General features: G+C 66.1%; 24 protein-coding genes and 1 pseudogene. 15 read left to right on the top strand and 10 right to left on the bottom strand.

The window, feature by feature from the left end; genetic code table 11:
- Positions 1-14: 14 nt before the first annotated feature.
- The 3 genes from ACFY3D_RS14975 to ACFY3D_RS14965 all read right to left on the bottom strand — a co-directional run bounded on the left by ACFY3D_RS14975 (position 15) and on the right by ACFY3D_RS14965 (position 2529).
- Entirely contained in the window at positions 15-683 is a 669-nt protein-coding gene (locus tag ACFY3D_RS14975) for a DUF2637 domain-containing protein (protein WP_389979548.1), read from the bottom strand.
- An 86-nt stretch (positions 684-769) separates the two neighbouring features.
- Positions 770-2107, bottom strand: a complete 1338-nt coding sequence (locus ACFY3D_RS14970; protein WP_389979545.1) for an FtsK/SpoIIIE domain-containing protein — start codon at positions 2105-2107, stop codon at positions 770-772.
- A gap of 92 nt (positions 2108-2199) precedes the next feature.
- Complete coding sequence (locus ACFY3D_RS14965) at positions 2200-2529, bottom strand: hypothetical protein (RefSeq protein ID WP_389979542.1); 330 nt, start codon at positions 2527-2529, stop codon at positions 2200-2202.
- A gap of 136 nt (positions 2530-2665) precedes the next feature.
- On the opposite strand from ACFY3D_RS14965, the gene ACFY3D_RS14960 reads away from it, so the two are divergent.
- The 3 genes from ACFY3D_RS14960 to ACFY3D_RS14950 all read left to right on the top strand — a co-directional run bounded on the left by ACFY3D_RS14960 (position 2666) and on the right by ACFY3D_RS14950 (position 6071).
- Positions 2666-3508 carry a GntR family transcriptional regulator gene (locus ACFY3D_RS14960; RefSeq protein WP_350945797.1) on the top strand — a complete coding sequence of 281 codons (843 nt, stop codon included), beginning with the start codon at positions 2666-2668 and terminating at the stop codon, positions 3506-3508.
- A complete protein-coding gene (locus ACFY3D_RS14955) occupies positions 3505-4191 on the top strand; it encodes an HAD family hydrolase (protein WP_389979539.1) in 687 nt (228 codons plus the stop codon). The genes ACFY3D_RS14960 and ACFY3D_RS14955 overlap by 4 nt, the downstream gene beginning before the upstream one ends.
- Before the next feature lie 983 nt (positions 4192-5174).
- Positions 5175-6071, top strand: coding sequence for a hypothetical protein (locus tag ACFY3D_RS14950; protein WP_389979536.1), 897 nt, complete (start codon positions 5175-5177; stop codon positions 6069-6071).
- Between the two features lie 111 nt (positions 6072-6182).
- Here the strand turns inward: ACFY3D_RS14950 and ACFY3D_RS14945 are convergent, their stop codons facing one another.
- The 3 genes from ACFY3D_RS14945 to ACFY3D_RS14935 all read right to left on the bottom strand — a co-directional run bounded on the left by ACFY3D_RS14945 (position 6183) and on the right by ACFY3D_RS14935 (position 8149).
- Positions 6183-6458, bottom strand: coding sequence for a GIY-YIG nuclease family protein (locus ACFY3D_RS14945; protein WP_389979533.1), 276 nt, complete (start codon positions 6456-6458; stop codon positions 6183-6185).
- Between the two features lie 1068 nt (positions 6459-7526).
- Positions 7527-7781 carry a hypothetical protein gene (locus tag ACFY3D_RS14940; protein ID WP_389979530.1) on the bottom strand — a complete coding sequence of 85 codons (255 nt, stop codon included), beginning with the start codon at positions 7779-7781 and terminating at the stop codon, positions 7527-7529.
- The gene (locus tag ACFY3D_RS14935; protein WP_350945506.1) at positions 7778-8149 is read right to left on the bottom strand and encodes a hypothetical protein; all 372 of its coding nucleotides are present in this window, start codon (positions 8147-8149) and stop codon (positions 7778-7780) included. The genes ACFY3D_RS14940 and ACFY3D_RS14935 overlap by 4 nt, the downstream gene beginning before the upstream one ends.
- Positions 8150-8241: 92 nt before the next feature.
- Between ACFY3D_RS14935 and ACFY3D_RS14930 the strand changes: the two are divergent.
- Positions 8242-8385 (top strand): annotated as a pseudogene (locus ACFY3D_RS14930) (GntR family transcriptional regulator); the annotation flags it as partial.
- A 138-nt stretch (positions 8386-8523) separates the two neighbouring features.
- Entirely contained in the window at positions 8524-9012 is a 489-nt protein-coding gene (locus tag ACFY3D_RS14925) for a UTRA domain-containing protein (RefSeq protein WP_389980040.1), read from the top strand.
- A 437-nt stretch (positions 9013-9449) separates the two neighbouring features.
- Here ACFY3D_RS14925 and ACFY3D_RS14920 read toward each other — a convergent pair whose 3' ends face one another.
- Positions 9450-10043: a hypothetical protein gene (locus tag ACFY3D_RS14920; RefSeq protein ID WP_389979527.1), complete on the bottom strand. Its 594-nt coding sequence runs from the start codon at positions 10041-10043 to the stop codon at positions 9450-9452.
- A 474-nt stretch (positions 10044-10517) separates the two neighbouring features.
- On the opposite strand from ACFY3D_RS14920, the gene ACFY3D_RS14915 reads away from it, so the two are divergent.
- The 8 genes from ACFY3D_RS14915 to ACFY3D_RS14880 all read left to right on the top strand — a co-directional run bounded on the left by ACFY3D_RS14915 (position 10518) and on the right by ACFY3D_RS14880 (position 17859).
- Entirely contained in the window at positions 10518-10661 is a 144-nt protein-coding gene (locus ACFY3D_RS14915) for a hypothetical protein (RefSeq protein WP_389979524.1), read from the top strand.
- Positions 10662-10681: 20 nt separating this feature from the next.
- A complete protein-coding gene (gene trxA, locus ACFY3D_RS14910; protein WP_389979522.1) occupies positions 10682-11125 on the top strand; it encodes a thioredoxin in 444 nt (147 codons plus the stop codon).
- On the top strand, positions 11109-12779 hold the full coding sequence (locus tag ACFY3D_RS14905; RefSeq protein WP_389979519.1) for an FAD-dependent oxidoreductase: 1671 nt from the start codon (positions 11109-11111) through the stop codon (positions 12777-12779). The genes trxA and ACFY3D_RS14905 overlap by 17 nt, the downstream gene beginning before the upstream one ends.
- A 27-nt stretch (positions 12780-12806) precedes the next feature.
- Complete coding sequence (locus ACFY3D_RS14900) at positions 12807-13256, top strand: DUF1931 family protein (protein WP_389979517.1); 450 nt, start codon at positions 12807-12809, stop codon at positions 13254-13256.
- Positions 13257-13461: 205 nt separating this feature from the next.
- Entirely contained in the window at positions 13462-14622 is a 1161-nt protein-coding gene (locus ACFY3D_RS14895; RefSeq protein ID WP_389979514.1) for a glutathione-independent formaldehyde dehydrogenase, read from the top strand.
- A gap of 1 nt (position 14623) precedes the next feature.
- Positions 14624-15199 carry a type 1 glutamine amidotransferase domain-containing protein gene (locus ACFY3D_RS14890; protein WP_389979511.1) on the top strand — a complete coding sequence of 192 codons (576 nt, stop codon included), beginning with the start codon at positions 14624-14626 and terminating at the stop codon, positions 15197-15199.
- Positions 15200-15799: 600 nt separating this feature from the next.
- Complete coding sequence (locus ACFY3D_RS14885) at positions 15800-16693, top strand: SRPBCC family protein (protein ID WP_389979508.1); 894 nt, start codon at positions 15800-15802, stop codon at positions 16691-16693.
- A complete protein-coding gene (locus ACFY3D_RS14880) occupies positions 16690-17859 on the top strand; it encodes a zinc-dependent alcohol dehydrogenase (RefSeq protein ID WP_389979505.1) in 1170 nt (389 codons plus the stop codon). Before ACFY3D_RS14885 ends, ACFY3D_RS14880 begins: the two co-directional genes overlap by 4 nt.
- Positions 17860-18102: 243 nt before the next feature.
- Here ACFY3D_RS14880 and ACFY3D_RS14875 read toward each other — a convergent pair whose 3' ends face one another.
- Together ACFY3D_RS14875 and ACFY3D_RS14870 are read right to left on the bottom strand one after the other, a co-directional pair.
- On the bottom strand, positions 18103-18366 hold the full coding sequence (locus ACFY3D_RS14875; RefSeq protein ID WP_389979502.1) for a MerR family transcriptional regulator: 264 nt from the start codon (positions 18364-18366) through the stop codon (positions 18103-18105).
- A gap of 327 nt (positions 18367-18693) precedes the next feature.
- The gene (locus ACFY3D_RS14870) at positions 18694-20988 is read right to left on the bottom strand and encodes an MMPL family transporter (RefSeq protein WP_389979499.1); all 2295 of its coding nucleotides are present in this window, start codon (positions 20986-20988) and stop codon (positions 18694-18696) included.
- A 52-nt stretch (positions 20989-21040) separates the two neighbouring features.
- Between ACFY3D_RS14870 and ACFY3D_RS14865 the strand changes: the two genes are divergently transcribed.
- Complete coding sequence (locus tag ACFY3D_RS14865; protein WP_389979496.1) at positions 21041-21415, top strand: hypothetical protein; 375 nt, start codon at positions 21041-21043, stop codon at positions 21413-21415.
- Positions 21416-21528: 113 nt separating this feature from the next.
- Here ACFY3D_RS14865 and ACFY3D_RS14860 read toward each other — a convergent pair whose 3' ends face one another.
- Complete coding sequence (locus tag ACFY3D_RS14860; protein WP_389979493.1) at positions 21529-22518, bottom strand: NAD-dependent epimerase/dehydratase family protein; 990 nt, start codon at positions 22516-22518, stop codon at positions 21529-21531.
- Between the two features lie 442 nt (positions 22519-22960).
- Between ACFY3D_RS14860 and ACFY3D_RS14855 the strand changes: the two genes are divergently transcribed.
- Positions 22961-23575: a TetR/AcrR family transcriptional regulator gene (locus tag ACFY3D_RS14855; RefSeq protein WP_350945484.1), complete on the top strand. Its 615-nt coding sequence runs from the start codon at positions 22961-22963 to the stop codon at positions 23573-23575.
- Positions 23576-23676 lie beyond the last annotated feature (101 nt).

The following is a 23676-nucleotide window of genomic DNA, read 5'->3' as shown; positions in this document are numbered from 1 at the left end:
TCGAGTCCTTTCTGTCAGGCGGGATCGGTGGCGATCTGCCGCAGCAGGTCGGCGGCGAGATCGCTGGAGATGCCCATACGGGTTCGGAGCAGGTCTGCCGTGACGGGTCGGCCATGCTTGGCGCTGTGCTCGTCGGCCAGCCGCCGGGCGAAGGTGAGCAGTGCGGGGGATGAGCCTGGTTGGTTGCCTGAAGAACTCTCGGCGGCTTCAGGAGCAGGGATGGGAGTCGCGTCGATCTCGGGGACGGGAACCGAGACCGGGTCGATGACAGCTGGCGACGAAGGCCGATGGGAGGCACGGCGTTCCAGCATGGAGACCGCTACCAGGAAGGCCACCGCGGGCATCGCGGCGCAGATCCATCCCCAGACCGAGGTCTCGGCACTGGCCAGGTTGGCGGCCAGAGTGAGCACGATTCCGCCGGCCAGCACGAGAGCGGGCCAGGAGATCGGTCCCCGTCGAGGGCGATTGGTGCGCTTGTCGCGTTGAAGCTCGCGGGCGGCCATGACGCACATCAGGTCGATGCACACCGCGACCGCCCAGGACTGCCAGCCGCGCTGGCCGTGTTCGGCCGCCAGTTCGGAGATGTGGGTGAAGGAACCTACCGCCGCGATGACGGCCAGGACCACGATCGGTGCGGAATCCAGCAGCGTGGAACGGACGCGACCAGGCTTGTGACTGGTCATCGCGAGTCACCTCTTTCCGGATTCGGGCATGGGAGGGGTAAGGACATGGCGTGATCAGGGCTCACATCGGGCCGCAGGGAATGAGGTCAGGCTGCGTGCAGGTCCCGCACGGTGTCGCCGAGGCGAGGGGTCATGACCTCGGCCCACGAGGGGGTCAGGTGAGCATGCCGCTGAGCGGCGTACTCGGCAGTGGTCTCGGAGACGTAGAAGGAACGGGCGCGGTACCACTGGCCGTCTTGACTGGCCACGATCGCGACGCCGGGTGTCTCGGAGGGAATCGCGCGAGCGGAGACCAGGGCGGCCGGGTCGAGGTCGCCGAGTGTCATGGTCGCGGTCTCAGGGTCGTTGACGCGGTGGCAGATACGGCCGGAGCACTGGGCGCGCAGAGCGGTGACGCCGGGACCGAGGTCGGAGCCGATGCGTTGGCCGCAGCAGAACAGGTAGATGCCGAAGGCCCGTCCGAGCTGGGCGATCCGCAGTAGGGCTGTGGAGGTGCGGGCGATCTCGTCTTTCTCGCTCTTGTCGGCCATCAGGTACAGCTCGGCCAGCTCGTCGACCAGGACCACGACGGGTACCGGTCTGTGGTGGTCGTCCAGTTGCCAGAGGTTGCGCGCCCCGGCATCCCGGCACGTCTCCATCCGGTCGGCCATCAGCGCCACCAGGTCGTCGAGCAGGCCGACGCATTCGGTGCGCGAAGTGGCCAGCGCCGACAGCCGGGACGAGTACGGGGTGAACTCCACACCGCCTTTGAGGTCGAAGCCGACCAGCGCGACGGGTTGCGAGGCCAGTCCGACGATCAGCGCGTTGGCCAGGTTGGACTTGCCCGACTGCGTGGCCCCGGCGTTCAGCCAGTGCGGGACGGTGCGGAAATCGATCTCCCAGGGGTGACCGGTCTCCAGCCGTCCCACCGTGACCTTGAGCAGGTCGGGTGACGGCGGCAGGTCGTCGATGCGCACCAGGGGATCGCGAACGGTCACAGCGAGCACCACCCGCCCTGGTCGAGGTGAGGAGACGCGAACCGCGTGAACGCCCCATGAGTGCGCCAACCGTTCCGCCGCCGCGCTGTAGTCGGCGGGTACCTGTCCTTCTAGGGTGTGAACGGTGACCCGCCAGCCGTGCCGGGTCGGTAGCGGCAGCCACATCCACGGCTTGGTGTCCACCGTCACCCGTTGGAACCTGCGCTTGACCCGTACGGTGCCGGTCGAGGAGATCAGGCCGGGCACGGTGGTGAACCAGAACCGTTGCCGCTTCTTGGTGAGCCCGCAGCCGAGGGCGACCTTGCGCCAGGTGACGCGGACGGAGATCGCGGCGAGCGGGTAGCCGACCGCGAACCAGAACGAGGGACGATGCCACCTGCGCCAGCACAGGAGCAGGATGGTGACCACGGCCGCAGCCAGGGTCAGCCAGAGCAGACGTTCGAACATAATGAGAGCCGTCCTTTCGTGTAGGCGAGAGGAGGCCCCGGAGCGGGCGGTGCTGCCAGGCGAGCCCGCTCCAGGGGCACACGTCAGACCGGTCAGGCGGCTCGGACGACGGCCGGTCGGATCGTCTCGGCGCGGAAGCCGAGACCGGAGCGGCCGTTCATCGACCAGAAGAACGCGGCCAGGCCGACCGGGACGACCTGCACGCCCTCGGGGATCTGAGGGAACGTCTCGCTGGGGAACGTCACCACGATCACCGGGTTGCGTCGGTCGTCGTTCGGCTTGGGCAGGAGCGGGATGGTGTAGAGCTCCCGCCCCTCCGCATCCTTCTTGACCTCGCCCGTGGCGCGGTCCACGATCTTGGGCTCAGGCTCGCCCGCGACAATGAACGCCAGGGCCGAGAGGTCGACGGGGATGTTGCGCATGTGGATCACTCCTTGAGTTGTCTAACCTGCCTAGCCAGGTTGGCTGTGGATCAATGTTGACCAGCATGGCTAGCCATGTCAACCCTTCAAGGGGAATTGGCCTAGGCGACCTAGGAGAACTAGACTGATTTGCGTGATGAGTCTCGACCCTGACAACCCGCGCCCGCCTTACCAGCAGGTGGCAAGCGCCCTGCGCGCGGCGATTCTGACGAAGAAGTTCGAGCCGGGGGAGAAGCTGCCCTCAGGGGCCGAACTCGCCAAGCAGTACGGCGTAGCGCGCATGACCGTGCAGCAGGCCATCCGCCTACTACGGGACGAAGGCTTGATCGTGTCGCGCCAGGGGAGCGGCGTGTTCGTCCGGGAGCGCACCGAGCGGCCGGTAGAGCTTCGCCCGCACATCGAGCACGCCTTTGAGGCGGCCAACGTCGCCATCGACTTCGCCGGCTTCTCCGGAGAGACGCTTCAGGGCATGCTCCAGGAGCCGCTGGACAAGATTCGTCTTGGGCGACTCACACCCGATTCCATCGCCATCCGCATCCTGGTCCCGGACATGGACCAGCCGATGTCCCTGCCGTGCCGGGCCGAAGACCTCGGCGACGACCCGGTGATTCGGGCACGTGCCCACCGCATCCAGCAGCGCAGCACTCAGGCCATCGCGGATGCCGTCCACGAGCTGGCGGACCTCGGACTGGTGAAGTCCGCATCCGTCGAAGTACGCGTCCACCAGACGACCCCGGCGTTCAAGTTCTACGTGATCAACCGGGAACAGGTGTTCTTCGGCTTCTACCCGGTCGTCAAGCACACGGTGCGGATCAAGGGCGAGCCACACGAGCTGTATGACGTCATGGGCAAGGACGCGGTGCTGTTCCACTACCAGGTGACCGAGGACGCTTCGTCGATGCAGTCGCAGTACGTCGCTCAGGTTCGCATGTGGTTCGAAAGCATGTGGACCACGATCAGTCGGGAAGTCGAGCTGTGACCGAGGCACTGACGGAGATCTTCCGACAGTCCCGTGCCGTTCTTCTCGACTTCGACGGCCCGGTGTGCAGCGTCTTCGCCGGTTTGCCGGCACCTGTGGTCGCGGCCCGGCTCAAGCAGTTGCTCCAGGACGAGGGAGCAGAGCTTCCCCAGGATGTCGCGGAGCTGGACGACCCGCTCAAGGTGTTGCGCCGTACAGCATTCTTCGCGCCGAGCCTGGTCGACAAGGTGGAGACCGTGTTCATCGGCTACGAGGTCGAGGCCGCAGGCTGCGCCGAGATCACGCCGGGAGTGCGGGAATTTCTTGATGCCTGTGCCGAGGCAAACCGGCCCGTAGTGATCGTGAGCAACAACTCCGAGCCCGCGATTGAGAGCTTCCTTGGTCTGGCTGAGCTGAAGGAGCAGGTTGCCGGGGTCGTCGGCCGGCCGATCGGCAATCCGGCCGAGATGAAGCCACATCCCCGATCGCTGCTTCGAGCCTGTGAGATGGCGGATGTGCCGCCGGGGGAGACCGTCTTGATCGGAGACTCCGATTTCGACATGCAGGCCGCGGCCAACGCTGGAGCCCTGAGCATCGCTTACGCGAACGCGCCTGGAAAGGAAGCAAGCCTTGCCAAAGCCGGAGCAAATGCGGTGACCAGCAGCATGCGGGAACTCGCTAAGGCAGTTAGGGCAAGCCGGTAGTCGAGCCAGAGCAGTCATGGTTCAAAGTTTCTCTACGTCATCAAGCCACCGCTGACGCGGTGGAGATGCTGCCGGGTCCGGAGAGCGGGGAAGCAGCGCGACGGAGAGGGAGAGAAGGGGATAGGGCTCTACGCCGGATGCTGACGACGAAGCAAGACGGGGTTCGCAGCAGAGGGAACACCCGCCAGGCGGAAGCAGGAGACAGCGAAGACGACGAGGGCGGGGCGGGGCGGTTGGTGATCCCGAGAGACCACGGGGTCGAGGAGGGGAGGCACAGCGCAGCCCGGATAGCCATTCACGGACCGCATGTTTCCTCTGGAGACCTACCCGATGAGATGAAGCTGCATCTGGATCCGCGCGCTCGCTCGCCGGCGGCTGCGGCTCTTCGGCCGGTCCGCCGGCGGCGGCGCGCTGTCCGCGCCGACAAGTCGTCGCGGCGCAGTGATGGCGGCTGTAGTTCGCTTGGTGCTCATGGGATCTCTCCGAGAGGTGAAGGGGAGGCACATGACCACGCAGACGGCGACGAGCCGAACTATGAGCCTGGAGAGCACGGCAGGCGACGCAAGCGAAGAGGTGAGAGATGGGGAAGGGGGGTGGGAGGAGAGAAGAGCGATGGGGCTCCGCCCCAGACCCCGGCCCCGGCTGCGGAGATGGAGGGGGAAAGATGTGCGGGTCCGGGAGGGGCGCCGCGGTCATCTCCTTACCGGTCACCACAAGGGACACCAGACCAGCCCTACCAGGTCAAGCCGTCATTGTGCGAGCAGGACAACCAGCGAACGAGGAAGGTCACCGGGAACAGGTACACGCGAATGACGGCCTGACCTGGCGCGTCCGGTCTGGTATGGCTACGCCTGCCCGGCAAGGAGATGACCACACCGCCCCACTTTAAGCTTCGATGCGGTCGAGCTTAGCGTTGATGACTGCTGCAACGAGATGTCGCGAATTTGTAGACAAGAAGCTCAACGCAAGGACATTATAGCTTGATGGAGTGGTGGAAACTGGGTTTGGAGTACGCCAAAGTAATTTTCTCCTGGCCCATAGTAATGGTGGCGCTTGTGCTTATTCTGAGGAAGCCGATTAATGAGTTGCTTCTCAAAAGGGATGTGGAGCTCGAAGCGGCAGGGGCTCGTATAAAAGTAGGGAGTGCTGAAGAAAATCTGGAGGAGGCACTAGGCGAAGCCGTTCAGGCTTCAGAAGAAATAGTTCCTGAAATTGAGTCTCTCGGTAGCGATAGTGATGGGGGGCATGAAGGTGGTGTAGCTGGTTTAGAGAGCAGGCTTGCTGCTGAGCGGGTGCGTCGCCAAGCGATGGAGCGAGTAATTTCAGAGAGTTCACGATTGGGCTGGGAGTGGGCGCAATCAGGGAAAAAAGAGCCTCCAAATATTATTATTCATTGGGATCATGAAGAAAATCCGCGCGTTCTGGCTTTGCCGAGCTCCGCGGTCTCGAATGAGGCGTACAGAAACGTTCGTGAGATGGAAAATTACTACCGGCTACTCTTGGCGAATATTCAGATAGCCTATCCCGGCCTACATGCTTTCGAGTATTCTATTGACCGCACTGGCGTTGATGGAACCATTCGCATCGGCGACTTTTCTGCTAATCTTATTGTTAAGTATAGTTCAACGGGAAAGATTCCAACTTCTCATCTAAGGGAAATTATCGGACGGTATGGTCGCGGGGTTAGGCCTATACTCTTCGTCACTAACCGCGAAATGACCAGAGAGGCCCAAAGAGTCTTATCCGAGCTAAGTGACTCTAGATATCCGACTATTTATGCTGTTCAATGGATTGATGCTTCACAAAACGAAGATTTGAAGAGAGTCGTAGAGTTAATGATTTCCGACACTTTTTCTCCTTTAAAGACAGAGAGTCAATAAATCGAAAGCGAAATTAATGTGAACCGATAATAGCGTGTTGATGAAATCAGCCAAAGAGATTTGCCTCGATTCAGAGCTTAGTAGCCAACACGCTTAGGTGCTGCCAGTCATTCAGGTCGTTAGTTCCTTTTCGTCGTCTTTTCCGAAGGTGAGACGCTTCCTGCTGCCTAAATGGCGAAGTTCGAGCCTAGGGAGGCAACTTAGGGTGAGACGCAAGGTAGAACCTTCAGTATTGCCGCGAAAGTGGTAGCGGACTGGGGGGGACAGGTTATGCTTACTCGCTCGCGTCGCTATTCGGTTTAGGGCGATCCCGGCGTAGAGGAGGCGGCCTACGGGGAGGCAGATATTGGGTGATTGGTTGAAGTATCGGCCGTAGGCGGGGACCATGCGGGGACCACACGTCATGCATACAGCCGAACAGTCGGCACGTCATTAAACGCCGTCCATGGCTACCTGAAGGCCGTTGAGCTGGGAAAACGTCTACTCCAACGTCCTGGGGGTCAAGGGGTCGCAGGTTCAAGTGCGAGTTTGTTCTTATGATCCAGCGTTCTGGCTGATTGCTGAGCGACAACGTTGGCATGCTGCCGCGGGGCTTCCGTTCCTCGGGCCTGGCGGCCCTGCGGTACGGGTCCCCTTGCCATCGGATGACGGGGCGGGCCGCCTGCCTGGAGACTGCGTGTACAAAAGCGAAATAGGGCGGACCCCTACTCCCCGCCGGGTCGGGGCTTCTTCTACGTCAGGTGTCGTCGGCGTGCGGGAAGCGCTTCTGTAATGCCTCCATGGCCTTCGCCGGATCTCGGTCGATCTCCTGCAATAACTCCTCGATGGCCGCATCGGCCCGCCTGGCTCTGCGGAGACGTAGGCGGATCTTCGTTCGGCGGAGGCGCAAGCGGAGGCGGTCCAAGACGGATATACGAGGAAGCATCTGGTCTCCGGTGAGCGAGAGAAGCCCTCGCCTCATAGAGAGATGGCGAGGGCGGGATGGGTAACGCGCCCGTCGGTGTACAGGTGGGCCCTCGCCTGACTGGGGAAGGAAGGCGAGGACCCGGGGTCCGGCAGTGCGAGGGGGGTGCTGCCTGCCGGACGAGGTGGGTGGTCCCGCCCCATGCCGTCCCGCTCTTTGGGACGGCTCTCCCCTCCAGGTCGGAGCGGGACCACGGACCCCGCGAGTGAGCGCCTGCGCGCACCCGCCCGCGGGGGTCTGGCCCGACCGCCGCCGCCTCAATAGGCACCGGCAGCCGGGGGATCATGGAAGCTCGCTGTCCCCTCGGCGAGTGCTCATGGACGTCTTATGGCGGGGTGCGTGCCTCTTGCTTGGGCTGGCCGTGCAGGCGACTCGATCGAGCTTCGGATCCAGGCGCCAGTTCAGATAGACGATCCCGTCCAGCACGGACTTCCGCTCAAGGTCGTAACCGCAGTGGTCGCAAGCCGCGTGAGGCGTGCCGAAATCGGAGCTCATGCCGACGCACCCCGAAGGATCTCCTGCCTGGCGAGCTCGGTTGCCAGCTCCCGCGCGGTCTCGGCCTCCACGGTGCGTCGGAACGGGGACTCTGGAGCGGCTTGCTCCTCCGTCAGCTCTTGGTGGTGGGTGCCTCTCCAGTAGCCGGCGGGACTGTGCCAGAAGCTCCAGGTGGGAAAGGCTTCGGTGAGGATCTTCAGCCACTCGGCGTCGTCGATCGGCAGACTCGGGTCAGGCAGCACGAGGGTCATACGGGTGCCACCTGTCGGACGTACAGCTCGGCCCACGACATGTGGTCGTCTCGGGTGCTGCGAGATCCGTACCGGTCAGCGAGCGCGGACACTAGCTGCCATACGTCCGAGTGTCTGGGAGTACCCGGCTTCGGCGTATTCGGGTCACGAACCTCGAAGCGGATGCAGTTCGGGGCGATGGTCGTGACGAGGCGGATGGCGCTGCCCTGTTCGGTTCGGGTGAGGGAGTCGGAGACCATGGCGCGCACCACCTGTTCGGCGTCATCGATGCGGTCAGGCTGGTGCTGCTTGGCGATGGTGCGAGCGTGCTGTACGGCTGCGTCGACGCTGCCGGGCAACGGCGCGTAATCCTGTGAGTAGGTCGACATGATCACCACCAGGAGAAGAGCGATCCGGCTATCCGGCTCGCTAGTCGGATGTACAGCTTGCAAGCCGGATATCCGGATGTCAACCTGGTGGAGTGGATCAGCCCAGGTACCTTCAGCTCGTCGCGCTCATACGGCGGCAAATTGTCACCGGCGAACTACCTGCCGGAACCCGCCTGCCCGCGCGCCAAGACCTGGCGGCCGAGCACGGTGTAGCCGAGGGCGTCATCCGTGAGGCGATCCGCCAGCTCGCTCAGGAAGGGCATGTCATCTCCCGCCCAGGTGCGGGCACCTTCGTGAGGGAGCGGCCACCGGTCCGGAGGATTCCCCGCTCCTGGCACCGAGAGCGGAAGGCCGGCTCACCGTTCGCCGCGAGCATGCTTGAGCAGGCGATGGCCGGAAGCTGGGAGTACGAGTCCGCTACGGTGCGCGCGTCGCCGGAAGTGCGTGCCCGGCTTGCTCTCGACGAGCCCGAGGATGACCGCGATGACGTCATGCACACCCGATACGTCTTCCGGGCCGGTGATCAGGTCTGGATGCTGTCGGATTCCTACGAGCCGTTGCAGTTGACCAGAGGCACGATCGTGGCGATGCCGGAGGACGGGCCGCTGGCCGGCCACGGGGTGACGCACCGGATGGCCGAGATCGGGGTGATCGTCGATGACTGGGTTGAGGACGTCAGTGCACGCGCCGCTCTTCCAGGAGAGGCCAAGCGACTCGGTATCTCGCCGGGGTCCATCGTGCTGACGATCCAGCGGACCTATCTCGCCGATGGACGGCCGGTCGAGGTTGCCGACATCGTGGTCCCGGCCGAGACCTCGCAACTCGGTTACTCCGGTCCGGTGGGCGAACGCGCGAGCGGATGATCCGTCACGAGGGACGTGCCGTCACTCTGCTTCAGCGCGGGAGCTTCGTGGCGCACCGGGGGAGTCGACCCGCGAAGAACTGAGTGACCAGCTGGGTGACAACGACGACGGACGAGGCTGGACGATCACGGACGACGAAGGACTGTCCCCGCAGCTTAAGTAGCGCAAAGGCCAGGCCCCAGGCCGGATGACTTGGCTTCGCATCGAAGGGGTCAGGGGTTCGAATCCCCTCATCTCCACAAGATCGAAAGGTCCGATTCCAGCTCGTGGAGTCGGGCCTTTTCGCTGTTCAGGTGATGTGCAGGTCGTTGGTGGCCGCGATCGCGCGGTGCGGTGTCCGCTGAGGGCTCCGAGGCTGGAGTCAGCGAAAAGTCAGCGGACGTTCTCGGAGCGGGCGAGCCGCACCACCGTGACGAGGAAATCGGCCTATGACTGGGTCAGGCACCAGGATTGTCGAGGATGACGACGGGGACGTCCACCACATCCGGCCAGTCGCTCTCGAAGCCCAGGCCGGTGGCCGCCTCGATGAAGGCGAACGCCGCACTGCGCTTGCCGGAGTAGTCCTCCGGGTCGAGGCCGTCGAGCATGGTACGGAAGCCGGCCAGGACAGTTGGATCGCCTTCCTCAACGGCGTACTGGGCGAAGAGGAAGTTGCGCATCCGCGCTCTGATCTCGCCGCTGGCCGCGTGGAGGATCGTGTAACCCCCGTTGAAGTGCCAGGTCACCATCCACACGCGTGACTCCGCGCTGAGTGCGGTGAGGACGCGGTCGGACAGGCCGAAGCCGTAGGCGAGTTCGAGGAAACCCCAGGTTCCCTCTCCCTTGGAGACGAGGAGGACGGGGCGGTTCTCTTCCCCGGCCTCTTCTCGGGGATACTCCATGACGCGCTGCTCGGGGGCGAGGCCTCCGTTCAGTCGTCGCAGGAGGTCGTCCACAGTGATCTCTTCGTTGAGGGGTTGCACGACGGTCCAGGAGAGTCCGTCCTCCAGCCACTGATGCCGCTCGAAGAAATCGCGGTAGTAGTCGATCACATGATCATTGTGAGGGAAGCCAGAGACGGAACACGCCCATGTGGTGCTTCTTCTCGCCGTCATAGCCCTTTATGGGGCGAGAGAACGAAAGACCCGACTCCAGCTCGTGGAATCGGGTCTTCACCGTGTTCGGGTGTTGATCTATGGAGAGGACCATTGGGAGGAGGTCAGGGAGAAGTCGGCGAATACCGTGCGAGCCCTGTTGTTGCGGTCGCGTGAGGCGTGCGTGTAGCGGTTGAGCGTGGTCGAGATCTGCTCGTCGATAACAGGTGTGGAGTCTGGGCTCTTAACTCGAGAACCGAGCGGGTGCGGGCGGCGACGGTGATGGTGGCGCTGTAGCCGTACTCGGGTTGGTCGTTTCCGGCGGAGTGGTGCCGGCCTGCGGTGATCTCGAGGGATCACACTCGGGGATAACCGCTGGTCAGCATTGGGGGTGCTGCAAAGCGTCTTTGGCGGTGGGGATAGCTTGGGGATGTGGGGGAGGTTGAGCAGCGGCTCGTCATCGGGACACCGAGTCACCGAGCGGCCGCCGAGACCGGCGAACCGGTCGCCGACGACGCCCTCGACGGAGCGGTCATCCATGTCGCACTGACCGGCGGCACATTCTCGATGACGTAGGGGAATCCGGAGGTCTGACCATGCGGTCACAGACCAAGGACGCGAGCGTCGTCCGATGCTCGAAATGCGGGCGGAAGAACCGGCTGCCCAGGGTCGCCTCGGGAATCCCGCGGTGCGGCGACTGCCACCAGCCGCTTCCCTGGGTCACCGAGGCCAGGGACGACGACTTCAGCGAGGTTGTCGAGGCGGCCAAGGTCCCGGTGGTCGTCGACTTCTGGGCACCTTGGTGCGGTCCGTGCCACATGGTCAGCCCGGCGCTGGAGCAGGTCGCGGCCGATCTTGCCGGTCGCCTGAAGCTGGTGAAGGTGAACGTGGACGAAGCGCCCCGGCTCTCGGAGCGCTTCACCGTACAGGCCGTCCCGACCCTTGTCGTGATCGATCAGGGCCGGGTCCTCAGCCGGCGATCGGGGGCGGCGCCGGCTCCCGCCCTCCGCGAATGGGTGGACGATGCGCTGGCCGCCTGAGCTTTGCGAGACGCCGGACCCGCAGGGGGCCTACCCGCGGCTGAGCGACGCGCAACTCCAGGCACTGGCTCCGCACGGCGAGCGGCGCCGTGTCCGCCGGGACGAGGTCCTGTACGTGGAGGGTCTTTCGTGCACCGAGTTCTTCGCGATCCTGGCCGGCAAGGTGGCGACGGTCGAGGGATTCGGAGCGGACGACCAGGTGATCGGCGTCCACGGGACAGGCCGGTTCCTGGGAGAGCTCAACGTGCTCACCGGCCAGGTGGGCTTCGTCACCGGTGTGGTGGCCGAGGACGGCGAGGTTCTCGCCGTGCCGGCCGACGCGCTCCGCCACCTGGTCGCCGGGGATCCGGCACTCGGCGACCTCATCCTGCGCGCCTACCTCATCCGCCGCACGATGCTCATCGGCCTGGGGGCGGGCTTCCGCATCATCGGCTCCCGCTTCTCGGCAGACTCCCGGCGGCTGCGGGAGTTCGCGGCACGCAACCGGCTGCCGCACCGGTGGATCGACCTGGAGCAGGACGAGGAGGCGGAGCGGTTCCTGCGGAGCATGGGCGTCACCCCGCAGGAGACCCCGGTCGTGATCTGGGGTGGCGAGAGGGTGCTTCGCAACCCGAGCAACGCGGAGCTGGCCCGGACGGTCGGGCTCCTCGCGCCACGGGTGCAGGAGACCCGATGCGACCTGCTCGTCATCGGGGCCGGGCCGGCGGGGCTGGCGGCGGCGGTCTACGGGGCGTCGGAGGGCCTCGCGACGATGGTTCTGGACGATGTCGCGACGGGCGGCCAGGCGGGTACCTCCTCGCGGATCGAGAACTACCTCGGCTTCCCGTCCGGGATCTCCGGCGGCGAACTGGCGGAGCGGGCGGCGATCCAGGCCGGCAAGTTCGGCGCGGGTTTCCGCGTCCCCGTACAAGCCTGCGGACTGCGCCTGAACGCGGGCGATCACATCGTCACCGTCGGGGAGGGTGGCACGATCCACGCGCGCACCCTGATCGTCGCGACCGGCGTCCGCTACCGGAGGCTCGATGTCGGGAACCTGGAACGGTTCGAGCCCACGAGTGTCTACTACGCGGCGACCATGTTCGAAGCCCAGATGTGCGAGCGGGATCCGATCGTCGTCGTGGGCGGAGGCAACTCGGCCGGCCAGGCCGCCCTGTTCCTGGCCCGGCACGCCGCCTGCGTCCGGCTGCTCGTGCGCGAGGACGCGCTGTCCAGGAACATGTCCCGCTACCTGGCCGTCGAGATCGAACGGCACCCCCAGATCCAGATCATGCTGAACACCGAGGTCCGGGAGCTGATGGGGGAAGAGAGGCTCGCCGCGGTCGTCGCCGAGAACAACGTCACCGGCGAGCGTTGCACGATCGAGGCCCGCGCGATGTTCATCTTCATCGGCGCGGAGCCGCACACCACCTGGCTGACCGACGAGATCGCGCTCGACCCGCGGGGCTACATCCTGACGGGCGCGGACGCCACCCGGTCCGGTAAGGAAGGCACGCCCGACTCCGCCGGCCGGCCGTTTCCGCTGGAGACGAGCAGAGCGGGCGTGTTCGCGGCCGGGGACGTGCGGAGCGGGTCGGTCAAGCGGGTGGCCGCGGCGGTCGGTGAAGGCGCCATGGCCGTACGGCTGGTCCACGACTATCTCCAGGCCGGAGAGTGACTCCGGGCCGGAAGGAAGGAGACCTCCATGGCTGTCATGGCGGTGTCGAGATTCGAACGTTTCTTCCGCGGCGCCGCAGGTGTCGATGTCGACAAGGACGACCTCCGGCGCTACGGCGACTTCGTGAACGACAAGCTCCACGACCTTCTGGTGATCGGCCAGGCCCACGCCAAGGCGAACCGTCGTGACATCGTCGAACCCTGGGATTTACCCGTCACCAAGGGCCTCCAGGAGAGCATCCACCGGTTCCGCCTCCTCGATGAGGACATCGAGCTGAAACCCATCCTGGAGCAGCTCGCCACGCTGCCTCCGCTCGACCTGTCGATCGGCGAGGAGACCGTCGGCCGCCTGCCCGAGATCGTCGGCGGCCTGTCGGTGGCACTGGCTCAGGCTTTCAAAATCGTGGATCCGGAGGTGAAGAACCCCGCGACCGAGCAGTGGGAGCGCACGACACGTGTCTTCGACCTGCTGCTCTGAGGCGGCCGGGACGGCCTCGGCGATCAGCTCGGAACGGGCCCGCCTCGAACGCCCGGTGAATTCAGCGCCGAACCCGCCCAGGGGTGCGGTCGCGGCGAGCAGGAAAGGAGGAATGAACCGTTGACCTGCTGTATGGCGTAGAACCTCTCGCCCTGTCGTCGACGGGCAAGGCGATCCTGCGCAATCAACCGCATGCGAGGAAAACATGAAAGCAGTCGTGTACAAGGGACCTCGACAGGTCAACGTCGAGGAAGTCCCGGAGGCGCGCATAGAGCGGCCGACCGACGTCCTGGTACGGATCACGTCGGCGAATATCTGCGGGTCGGACCTGCACATGTACGAGGGCCGGACCGACTTCGAGCCCGGCCGCTGGTTCGGACACGAGAACCTGGGGCAGGTGATCGAGGTCGGCGCCGGGGTTGACAAGGTCCGGGTGGGCGACTGGGTCGTCCTGCCGTTCAACATCTCGTGCGGGCATTGCAAGAACTGCGAGCGTCAGCTGACAAACTACTGCCTGACCGCCCAGCCTGAGCCGAAAATGGCCGGCGCCGCGTACGGCTTCGCCGACATGGGCCCGTACGGCGGCGGACAGGCCGACCTGCTGCGCGTGCCCTGGGGTGACTTCAACTGCCTACGGCTGGGCGAGGACGCCGAGCAGCGCCAGACCGACTACGTGATGCTCGCCGACATCTTCCCGACCGGCTACCACGCCACCGAGATGGCCGGCGTGCAGCCCGGCGACCAGACGGTCATCTACGGCGCGGGTCCGGTCGGGCTGATGGCCGCCCTCTCGGCGACCATCCGGGGGGCGAGCAAGGTGATGGTCGTCGACCGGCACCCCGACCGGCTGCGACTGGCCGAGTCGATCGGCGCGATCGCCATCGACGACTCGAAGGTCGACCCGGTGCAGGCCGTTCTGGAGGAGACGATGGGGCTGGGCGCGGACAACGGCTGCGAGTGCGTCGGTTATCAGGCGCACGAGCCCGATGGCCAGGAGCACCCCAACCTGACGATGAACCGGCTGGTCGCCTCGGTACGCTTCACCGGGAAGATCGGCAATGTCGGCGTCTTCGTGCCCCAGGACCCCGGGGCCGGCGACGAGCTGGCCAAGCAAGGCAAACTCGCCTTCGACTACGGCATGTTCTGGTTCAAGGGCCAGCACATCGGCAGCGGCCAGGCTCCGGTCAAGAAGTACAATCGGCAGCTGCGCGACCTGATCGCCGCGGGCAAGGCCGAACCGTCCTTCATCGTCAGCCACGAGCTGCCCCTCGACCGTGCGCCGGAGGCCTACGAGCACTTCGACAAGCGAGACGAGGGCTGGACGAAGGTCGTTCTGCACCCGGCGATGGCGGGGGCGGGTGCCTGACATGGCTGGAGAGCTGAACGGACGCCGGATCGCCATCCTCGCGGCCGACGGGGTGGAGCGAGTCGAGCTGGAGCGGCCGCGGCAAGCGTTGGACGACGCCGGTGCCAGCACCGTCGTGGTCTCCATCACCAGCGGCGAAATCCAGGCGCGCGACCACGACCTCGAAGCCGCCGGCACCTTCACGGTAGACCAGCTGGTCGGCGAGGTGTCGGTCGACGACTACGAGGCGCTGCTCCTGCCGGGCGGGACGGTGAACCCGGACAAGTTGCGGATGGAACCTGCCGCGGTGCAGTTCGTCCGGGGGTTCGTCCAGTCGGGCAAGCCGGTCGCTTCGATCTGCCACGGCCCGTGGAACTTCGTCGAGGCCGACGTCGCGCGGGGTCGCCGGCTGACCTCGTGGCCGAGCGTGCGCACCGACCTGCGTAACGCCGGGGCCGACGTGGTCGACGAGCCGGTCGTCACCGACGGCAACATCACCACGAGCCGGTCGCCCGACGACCTGCCGGCCTTTTGCGAGCGCATCGTGCAGGAGTTCGCCAAAGGCCCGCAGTTCACCGCCGCTGCACATCGGGCGTGACCTCGTCGATCACGAACGTTCGTCCGTCGCTGTCCGTGCCGGCAAAACCGGTGTTCGTCGACGCACCGCGGTGACAGCGCCGCTGGTGAGTTGCTCGTCGAACGGGCTGGACAGGCTGCTCCTGCGTTTGGGGACGTCTGCCGGCGGCGGATTGGGCATCCGGTCGGCCCGGACTGCTCTGGTGCCGGCTATGCCGAAGTACCGGTACGACATTGCGACGTTGCCGGTGACCTCCTCTACGTGCCGGATGACCGCCAGGCGCCCCTTGGCCTCACGATCGGGCGAGGGCTGGGCTGAGACATGTGGATCTCCGTAGTGGGTCGGATACTCAGGTGTCAACGATGATCGTCAGTTTTAGAACCACCGGTGCCTGCTCGGGCGCCGTCACACACCGCCTGGTGTTGTTCGGCCGTCAGCAGGTCCGGCGCGAGATGCGAAACCCGTCGTGGACGGCCATCCAGGCGAATTGCACCTTTCGTGCCTGAATCTGCTTGTGTCATCGGCTTTGTCGGGGGGAAGGAGACGGTAGACGCGGGGGCGTCGGCAGACCGGGGCCACCTGCGGCGTGCGCACATACCACCGCAACCTGTGTTAGGAGGCATGATGATCAACAAATTCGCCCGTGCGCTCGGGTGGACCAGCCTCGCGCTGGGCGTGGCGCAACTGGCTGCGCCACGGGCCGTGACCCGCCTGTGCGGCGTCGACGACGCGCCCGAGGCCACGACCGTCGCCAGGCTCGTCGGCGGGCGCGAGCTCCTGCACGCCGCGCTGCTGCTCGGCGCCAAGAGCCCCGCCCAATGGGCGTGGACCAGGGTCGCCGGCGACACGATGGATCTCGGCGTCCTCGGCAAGGCCGCCGCCAACCGCACGGGCGCCCGCCGCATCCGCGTGCTGGCCGCGCTCGGCGCGGTCGCCGGGATCACCGCCCTCGACGTCGCCTGCGCCCGGGGCGGCACCGCCAAGGCCAAGGGCCCGCTGCAGGTGCGCGCCTCCATCACCATCAACAAGCCACGCGAGGAGGTCTACCGCTTCTGGCGGGACCTGGAAAACCTGCCCTCCTTCATGGTGCACCTGGACTCGGTGCGCACCATCAACCAGCGCCGCTCCCGCTGGAAGGCCAAGGGCCCGATCGTCGACCTGGAGTGGGAGGCCGAAATCATCGACGAGCGGGCCGACGACCTGATCGCCTGGCGGTCGGTGCCCGGCACCGGCGTCTCCACCGCCGGCCTGGTCAGCTTCAGCGACGGCCCCGGTGGGCGCGGCACCGTCGTGGACGTCTCGCTGGAGTACGGCGCGCCCGGCCACAAGCTCGCCGCCGCCGTCGCCCGGATGTTCGGCGAGCACCCCGAGCAGCAGGTCCGCGACGACCTGCGCCGCTTCAAGCAGGTCATGGAGACCGGCGAGGTGGTCCGCTCCGAGGGCAGCCCCGAGGGTCACCGCGCCCTGCGCCAGCTCCACCAGCGTCCCGCACAACCGATCGGAGGACGGGCATGAAAGCCAACGTGTGGATGGGCCGCAACCGCCTGGAGATCCAAGACGTTCCCGACCCGCAGATCCTCAACGCGCGCGACGCGATCGTCCGCGTCACCTCCACCGCGATCTGCGGCTCCGACCTGCACCTCGTGGACGGCTACATCCCGACCGTCAAGAAGGGCGACGTGCTCGGCCACGAGTTCATGGGAGAGGTCGTCGAGGTCGGTTCCGGCGTGCGCGACCTGCACGTCGGCGACCGCGTCGTAGTGCCGTTCCCGATCGCCTGCGGCGCCTGCTTCGCCTGCGAAGAGGGCCTCTACTCCGTGTGCGAGAACTCCAACCCCAACGCCGGGATCGCCGAGAAGCTGATGGGCCACGCGCCCGCCGGCATCTTCGGCTACTCCCACATGCTGGGCGGCTTCCCCGGCGGGCAGGCCGAGTACGTGCGCGTCCCGTTCGCCGACGTCGGTCCCATCAAGGTCGAGGACGACCTGCCGGACGAGAAGGTGCTGTTCCTGTCGGACATCTTCCCCACCGGCTTCATGGGAGCGGAGATGTGCGACATCAAGCCGGGCCAGACGATCGCGATCTGGGGCGCGGGGCCGGTCGGGCAGTTCGCCGCGGCCAGCGCGTTCCTGCTCGGCGCCGACCGGGTCATCGTCATCGACCGCTTCCCGTACCGGCTCAGGCGGGTCCAGCGGACCGGCGCCGAGGTCCTCAACTACGAGGAGGTGAACGTGCTGGACGCGCTGCGCGACATGACCGGCGGGCGCGGCCCGGACGCCTGCATCGACGCCGTCGGCATGGAGGCACACCATCCGACTCCGGCCATGTACGCCTACGACCGCACCAAGCAGGCCGCCCGGCTGGAGACCGAGCGCCCGTACGTGCTACGCGAGGCCATCATGGCCTGCCGCAACGGCGGCGTGGTGTCCGTCATCGGCGTCTACGGCGGATTCGTGGACAAGTTCCCGATGGGCACCGTCATGAACCGGTCACTGACCATCCGCACCGGCCAGTGCCACGTGCAGCGCTACACGGAGCCACTGCTGCAGCGGATCCGCGGAGGCGAGATCGATCCGAGCTTCGTCATCTCGCACCGGATGCCGCTCAGCAAGGCGCCGCACGCGTTCGAACTGTTCAAGAACAAGCAGGACGAGTGCAACAAGGTGGTCCTCACTCCATAACGCCGGCCTTCGCGGACCAGAGTCAGTTCCGCTCGATCTCCGCGGTGGCTCGCCGCTCCCTCAGGTAGGCATCCAGGAAAGATCGGGCCGGATTCTGGCGGTAGGCCTTCGAGGAGTCCGGATGCAGAAATCAGCGGTAGAGCCGATCATGGTCAGTTACCGCAGATAGTGACCGATTACCTGCGACAAGGTCGAGGCCGTCCTGGGAGAACCCCCCGCCGCGGCACCGGCGACTCCTGCTGCTTATCTGCGATAGAGCAGGGGGGCGCCATGGGGTACTCGACCGCCTGCGGCCGCCGGATCGTCCAGCACCGCAGGCAGTGCGGACAGCGGTACGCCGAGAGCGGTCATTCTCGTGATGCGCAGGAGCCGGACGAGGTGGCCGACGTCGTAGTTCCGGTATCCCCCGGCCGAGCGTGGTGGCTCGGGCAGCAGCCCGATCTGGTGGTAGTGGCGCAACGTGCGGACGGTGACGCCGACCAGTTCGGCGAGCTCACTGCTGAGCATTCGGACGGCTCCTTTGACTTCAGGTCGCGCGAAGCGCACGAGACGATCACAGCCGACAGCACGAGGATCCGGCTCCGGCGACGCCGAACCCGGCCAGGACCGTGGAGCCGTACTCCGCCGCTGCGACGCGAGATGGGAGACGACGAACAGGTCCTGTTCGAGGGGCATACGACCAGGAGAGACTCTGACGTTACGTCGGAGTCAAGGGTGGTCACGACCGACGTCTTGTAGGCGTCCTGCCAGGTGGGGGGTGAGGTAGCGCCGGTCCTGGCGGAGCTTGTCGTTTCGCGCCGCGAGTTTGGCCGCGTCCGCCTTGAGCTTCTTCCGTCAGGTCCGCGCTTGGTCGGAGACCTCGGTGACCGTGGTCTCGCCCGAAGGCGCGGGCGTCTGGGCAACGTCTGCCAGGCGACGGTCGAGCCCTTCCCCTTCGACATCGAATGACGGCAGTCGCGACTCGAGCCACTTCGGCATTCGCCATGCGTTCTCGCCGAGGAGTTTCATCACCGCGGGCACGAAGGTCATTCGCACGACGAACGCGTCGACGAACACGCCCACGGCGAGTGCCAGCGCAATCGGCTTGATCGTCGCATCCGCGCCGGGGATGAACGTCGCGAAGACGGCGAACATGATCAGTGCTGCCGCGGTGACGATTGGTGCCGAGCGGAGGAATCCGTGCGTGATCGCTGCCTGCGCACCCGTGCCGTGGGCGTGCTCCTCTTTCATCGCTGAGACGAGGAAGACCTCGTAGTCCATGGCCAGCCCGAACAGGACGCCCAGCGCGATGATCGGCATGAAGGTGATCACCGGTCCCGTCTGCTCGACTCCGAGAGGTTCCGCGAACCAGCCCCAGGAGTACACCAGCGATACCGCGCCGAACGCGGACCCGATGGTGAAGAGGAAGCCCACAGTCGCTTTGACGGGCACCCAGATCGAACGGAACACCATGGTCATGAGGATGAGGGACAGGATGACGATGAACGCGATGTACGGCAGGAGCGCATCGGCGAGCAGGGCGGACACGTCGATCCCGGCAGCCGTGTACCCGGTGACGGAGAGGTCGACACCGTGCTCGGACTCGATTTCGACGGCGAGGGCGCGGAGAGATCGGACGAGGAGCTTCGTGTCCTCCGATTCCGGTGCGCTCGCCGGGATGACCGTGATCAGGCCGGCCGTGCCGTCGGCGTTGGGCACGGCCAAGGGCACGTCGGTGACGCCCTCCAGCTCGCCGACCTTCTTCGCGATGTCGGCCATGACCTCGATCGGATCCGTGTTCGCCGCGATCGGGCCGGTGAGAAGGAGGGGGCCGTTGAATCCGGGCCCGAAGTGCTCGGTGATCAGGTCGTAGGTCTCGCGCACGGGAGAGGTCACGGGCTCGCTGCCGGCATCCGGAAGCCCCAGCTTCAGATCCAGCGCCGGGATGCTGATGAGGCCGACCGATGCGATGACGAGAGCGACGGTCGTGCGGGGCCGTGCGGTGGCGAGTCGCACCCATCCCCCGAAGAACCTCCCGGAGACGCTCGCGTGCGGCGCAACTCCCGGGCCCGGCCGGTGCGCTCGCCGCCGCGAGGCGGCACGTCGCTCGATGCGGAGGCGACGGCGAGCGAGTCCGCGGGCAAGCAGGGGCGACGCGAAACCCATGAGCGCCGGCGCGAGAGTCAGAGCCGCCACCACGGCGATTCCGACGGCCGCCGCCGCCGCGAAACCCATCGCCGTCAGGAACGGGATGTCCACGATGACGAGGCCGACCAGCGCGATGACGACGGTAAGGCCCGCGAACACGACGGCCGATCCCGCGGTCGCGACGGCGCGGGCGATCGACTCCGCGGCCCCCATGCCATCTCGCAGGTGTCGCATGTGCCGGAAGAGAACGAACAACGCGTAGTCGATCCCTACGGCGAGGCCAAGCATCATCGCGAGCACCGGCGCCGTCGACGACACATCCACCAGTGCCGTGGCGACCTCGATGGCGGTCAAGCTCACGCCGACGCCGATGGCTGCAGCGAGCAGCGGAAGACCGGCGGCGACGAACGACCCGAAGGTCGCGAGGAGGACGAGGAAGGCCAACGCAAGGCCGAAAATCTCGCCCGCCGAGTCGTGCGGGAGCTCTACCGCGCCCAGGGCCTCGCCGCCAACGGCGACTCGCGAGCCGTCGTTCAGCGCGCGCTCCGTCCGCTCGCCGACATCGACAATGCTCGCCAACGTGGCATCGGCGATATCAGCGCTCGCCTGAGAGAACTGCACCGGGACGAGAACAGCGCGACCGTCGCCCGACAGATGTCCTGCGGCGAACGGGTCGGAGACAGACATCACCCCCCGAACGCTCTCGATCGCAGCGACCGCGTTCGCGATCTGCCGCTGGACAAGCGCATCGTCCGCACGTTGCCCGGGCGGCACGACAACGATCATCTGCGCCGATGAACCGCTCGCCTCCGGGAACGACACGGCCAGGTCATCCATCGCCCGCTGTGCTTCCGTGCCGGGGATCTTGTAGCCCTCGACGAACGGACGCGCGAACCCGGACGATCCGACGATGAGTGCGGCCAGCGCAAGTACCCACAGTCCCACGACCGTTCTGCGGGCATGAAAGGACCATCGGCCGAGGCGATAGAGCAGTGCGGACATGAGGTTCTCCTCCTATGGTGTGTTGTGGAAGTGGGTTCACAGCCACTCGTCGATGGCAGCGATGTGGATGGTGGTGCTCCTCCTCGGCGTAACCGGCCGGGGTTGGCAACTCGCCTTGCTGGAGGCGCTGCCGGTCACCCTCCGCGACAGCGCACGGGGCCGGCGCCGGCCCGAGATCCGCGCGCGCACCGAGGCGGACACGCGGCGACTCATCGTGCAGGGACTGAGCCGGTTGGGACGGCGTCCCACCGTCGAGTTGGAGCTGATCGTTCTTCTGCTGCTGCCAGGTCTCGTCGATCGGATCCTGACCGACACGCTGCTTCAGAAGGCGCCGCTGGAGACTTTCTCCCGCCGAGCGGGCCGCGACATCGCGACGCTCCTGCCGCACAGCTCGGAGTCGGAGCCGGAGTCGGGGTCGGGGGCGTAGCCCGGTCGGCTCAGCGCACCCCGCGGATGAAAGCGAGCACCCCCGTCCCCAGGACGGTGGCGATTATCCCCAGCACGAGGAGTTCCACATAGCGGCCTCGATCGGCGCCATCATCAGCGCACGACCGGCATGTGCTCGTCGTACCATGCGGCGGCGTCGCGGATCGCCGCGTCGAGGTCACCGGGGTGGTAGTCGAGCTCGGTGCGCGCGGCGCTCCAGTCCGACGCTTGCGGAGAGGACAGGTACGCGGCCATCCCGGGATCCATGTCTGGTGCCCGCTTCGTGAAACCAGCGGCGAACTGCGCGACCGTGCCGTAGGTGAACAGCACCGCGCGAGGCACCCTGATTGGGCCGCGAGGCGCGCCGACGAGCTCGGCGATGCGGCTGAACATGTCGAGGTACGTGCGGTTCTCGCCGGTGAGGTTGTATCCGACGCCGGTACGGCCCCGCTCCGCAGCCGCGACCATGCCGTCGGCGACGGCTCGCACGTCGCAGAATGATGAAGTACCGGCCGGCGCGAACGTGAGCCTACCTGCCTGGAGGTCGCGGACGACTCGGCCGAGCTGAAGCGTGTGGTCGTATGGCCCGATCATGAAGCCCGGGTAGACGACCACCACGTTGAGTCCCCTCGGGATACGGGCCAGGGCTTGTCGCTCTCCCTCCGCCTTGGTGTCGGCATAGTCGTATCCGATCCCGAAGAACGACCGGTCGCCGGGGCGCTCCGCAAGGGGGGAGCCGTCGCGGTTGTACCCGTGGACGTCGAGGGTGCTCGTATGGACGAAGCGCTTCACTCCGGCGGCCACGCTCGCGTCGGCCAGCATTGCCGTGGCGTCGATGTTGACCCTGCGCCTGCGCGCGGCAAGACGACTCCAGGTCGAGGTGTCGCCGGCCACGTGGAAGACCCAGTCCTGCTCCGCCACCAGTGCGGGAAGCGCAGCAGGGTTGAGCAGATCGGCCGACTCCACACGGATGGGCAGGTCCTCCACGTAGCGCGTCGTCGATCCCGGCGCCCCCGTCGCCACCACCTCGTGCCCGCTCGCGACGAGACTTCGTACGAGGTTGCTGCCCAAGAAACCCGTGGCACCCGTTACCAAACAACGCATTCTTCCTCTTTCCGTGCTCATAGCTGTGAGTCGAGCTCCGCCGCGATGGCGCGGTGGGCCTCCGCAGTCGGGTGACAGGGCATCGGACCCCACTGCCCCGGGAACCCGGGGAGCGTGTACCTCGACACCCACGGACCCTCCGAACAGACGTCGTGGGTCTGCGAGAGGGCTGGAGCATGGAGCAGTTCGACGTCCTCGCTCGCCGCGACTGTCGCGGTGAGGTCTCGCAAGCGCGCTGGTGCCTGTTTCGGTCTCATGTATCCGACTCCCGGGTCGGTGGACTTCGGACGTCCCATGAAGGTCCAGTGCCAAGTGGTAGAACCGTAGCACAAAATATCCAGATGGATATTTTTGGATGTGCTCGCGGAATACGATGGACCGAGCGCGGCGACGGAGGGCTAGGCATGCCCCGCCTGGGAAAACCGGAAGAAATGAGGAGAACGTGACGAAGCAGTCCGATCGGGGCCCGTACGCGAAGAGCGCGCGCCGGAAGCAGGAGATCGTCGACAAGGCGCTCGATGTCTTTCACGAGCTGGGTTCGGATCGAACATCGCTGCGGTCGATCGCGGACTCGCTGGGGGTGACCCACCCCGTGCTCCGCCATCACTTTGGTTCACGCGAGGAGCTGTTTCTCGAAGTTCTACGTCAAGCCGATGCCCGGGCGCGCGAGCAACTGGCCAACGAGAGCAGCGAAAACCCCGCCGTGTTCGCCGCCGCCATGGCCGAGTTCAGCTTGCGTCAGCCCGGGATGATGGCGCTCTACAACGCGATGATCGCCCGGGCGCTCGAGCGGGAGAACACCTACTCGCGTGCGTACTTCATCGATCGCTACAACGGTCTGCGCGGTGACGTCACCGCACTCCTCGTCGCCGGACGCGCCGCCGGCGTCGTTCGCGACGACATCCCCCTTGAGACGATTGCCGCCGTCATCGTCGCCGCGAGCGACGGCTTGTCCACGCAGTGGCTGCTCGACCGGAGTGTGGACATGTCGGCCGGCATGAGCGTCCTCGGCCGGCTTCTCGCCCCTCCAGGCAAGGCCGACACCGCCGGAGAGTGACCGGAAACCCCGCATCCCTTCGAGGGGGGATGCGGGGTTTCTTCGTGCTTTCGCATGTGGTCGGCGAGACTTGGCTTGAAATTGTCCACTCGGATATTTTC

This window comes from Streptosporangium sp. NPDC000509 (assembly GCF_042898365.1).
Taxonomy (GTDB): domain Bacteria; phylum Actinomycetota; class Actinomycetes; order Streptosporangiales; family Streptosporangiaceae; genus Streptosporangium.
Note: the sequence above shows the minus strand (reverse complement) of the source record. Positions and strands in the feature narration are given on the sequence as shown.

Excerpts from the sequence above, each read along its gene's own strand:
- ACFY3D_RS14975 (WP_389979548.1), bottom strand. The coding sequence starts at position 683 with ATGACCAGTCACAAGCCTGGTCGCGTCCGTTCCACGCTGCTGGATTCC.
- ACFY3D_RS14970 (WP_389979545.1), bottom strand. The coding sequence starts at position 2,107 with ATGTTCGAACGTCTGCTCTGGCTGACCCTGGCTGCGGCCGTGGTCACC.
- ACFY3D_RS14965 (WP_389979542.1), bottom strand. The coding sequence starts at position 2,529 with ATGCGCAACATCCCCGTCGACCTCTCGGCCCTGGCGTTCATTGTCGCG.
- ACFY3D_RS14960 (WP_350945797.1), top strand. The coding sequence starts at position 2,666 with ATGAGTCTCGACCCTGACAACCCGCGCCCGCCTTACCAGCAGGTGGCA.
- ACFY3D_RS14950 (WP_389979536.1), top strand. The coding sequence starts at position 5,175 with ATGGAGTGGTGGAAACTGGGTTTGGAGTACGCCAAAGTAATTTTCTCC.
- ACFY3D_RS14945 (WP_389979533.1), bottom strand. The coding sequence starts at position 6,458 with ATGGTCCCCGCCTACGGCCGATACTTCAACCAATCACCCAATATCTGC.
- ACFY3D_RS14940 (WP_389979530.1), bottom strand. The coding sequence starts at position 7,781 with ATGACCCTCGTGCTGCCTGACCCGAGTCTGCCGATCGACGACGCCGAG.
- ACFY3D_RS14935 (WP_350945506.1), bottom strand. The coding sequence starts at position 8,149 with ATGTCGACCTACTCACAGGATTACGCGCCGTTGCCCGGCAGCGTCGAC.
- ACFY3D_RS14925 (WP_389980040.1), top strand. The coding sequence starts at position 8,524 with ATGCTTGAGCAGGCGATGGCCGGAAGCTGGGAGTACGAGTCCGCTACG.
- trxA (WP_389979522.1), top strand. The coding sequence starts at position 10,682 with ATGCGGTCACAGACCAAGGACGCGAGCGTCGTCCGATGCTCGAAATGC.
- ACFY3D_RS14905 (WP_389979519.1), top strand. The coding sequence starts at position 11,109 with ATGCGCTGGCCGCCTGAGCTTTGCGAGACGCCGGACCCGCAGGGGGCC.
- ACFY3D_RS14900 (WP_389979517.1), top strand. The coding sequence starts at position 12,807 with ATGGCTGTCATGGCGGTGTCGAGATTCGAACGTTTCTTCCGCGGCGCC.
- ACFY3D_RS14895 (WP_389979514.1), top strand. The coding sequence starts at position 13,462 with ATGAAAGCAGTCGTGTACAAGGGACCTCGACAGGTCAACGTCGAGGAA.
- ACFY3D_RS14890 (WP_389979511.1), top strand. The coding sequence starts at position 14,624 with ATGGCTGGAGAGCTGAACGGACGCCGGATCGCCATCCTCGCGGCCGAC.
- ACFY3D_RS14885 (WP_389979508.1), top strand. The coding sequence starts at position 15,800 with ATGATGATCAACAAATTCGCCCGTGCGCTCGGGTGGACCAGCCTCGCG.
- ACFY3D_RS14880 (WP_389979505.1), top strand. The coding sequence starts at position 16,690 with ATGAAAGCCAACGTGTGGATGGGCCGCAACCGCCTGGAGATCCAAGAC.
- ACFY3D_RS14875 (WP_389979502.1), bottom strand. The coding sequence starts at position 18,366 with ATGCTCAGCAGTGAGCTCGCCGAACTGGTCGGCGTCACCGTCCGCACG.
- ACFY3D_RS14870 (WP_389979499.1), bottom strand. The coding sequence starts at position 20,988 with ATGTCCGCACTGCTCTATCGCCTCGGCCGATGGTCCTTTCATGCCCGC.
- ACFY3D_RS14865 (WP_389979496.1), top strand. The coding sequence starts at position 21,041 with ATGGCAGCGATGTGGATGGTGGTGCTCCTCCTCGGCGTAACCGGCCGG.
- ACFY3D_RS14860 (WP_389979493.1), bottom strand. The coding sequence starts at position 22,518 with ATGCGTTGTTTGGTAACGGGTGCCACGGGTTTCTTGGGCAGCAACCTC.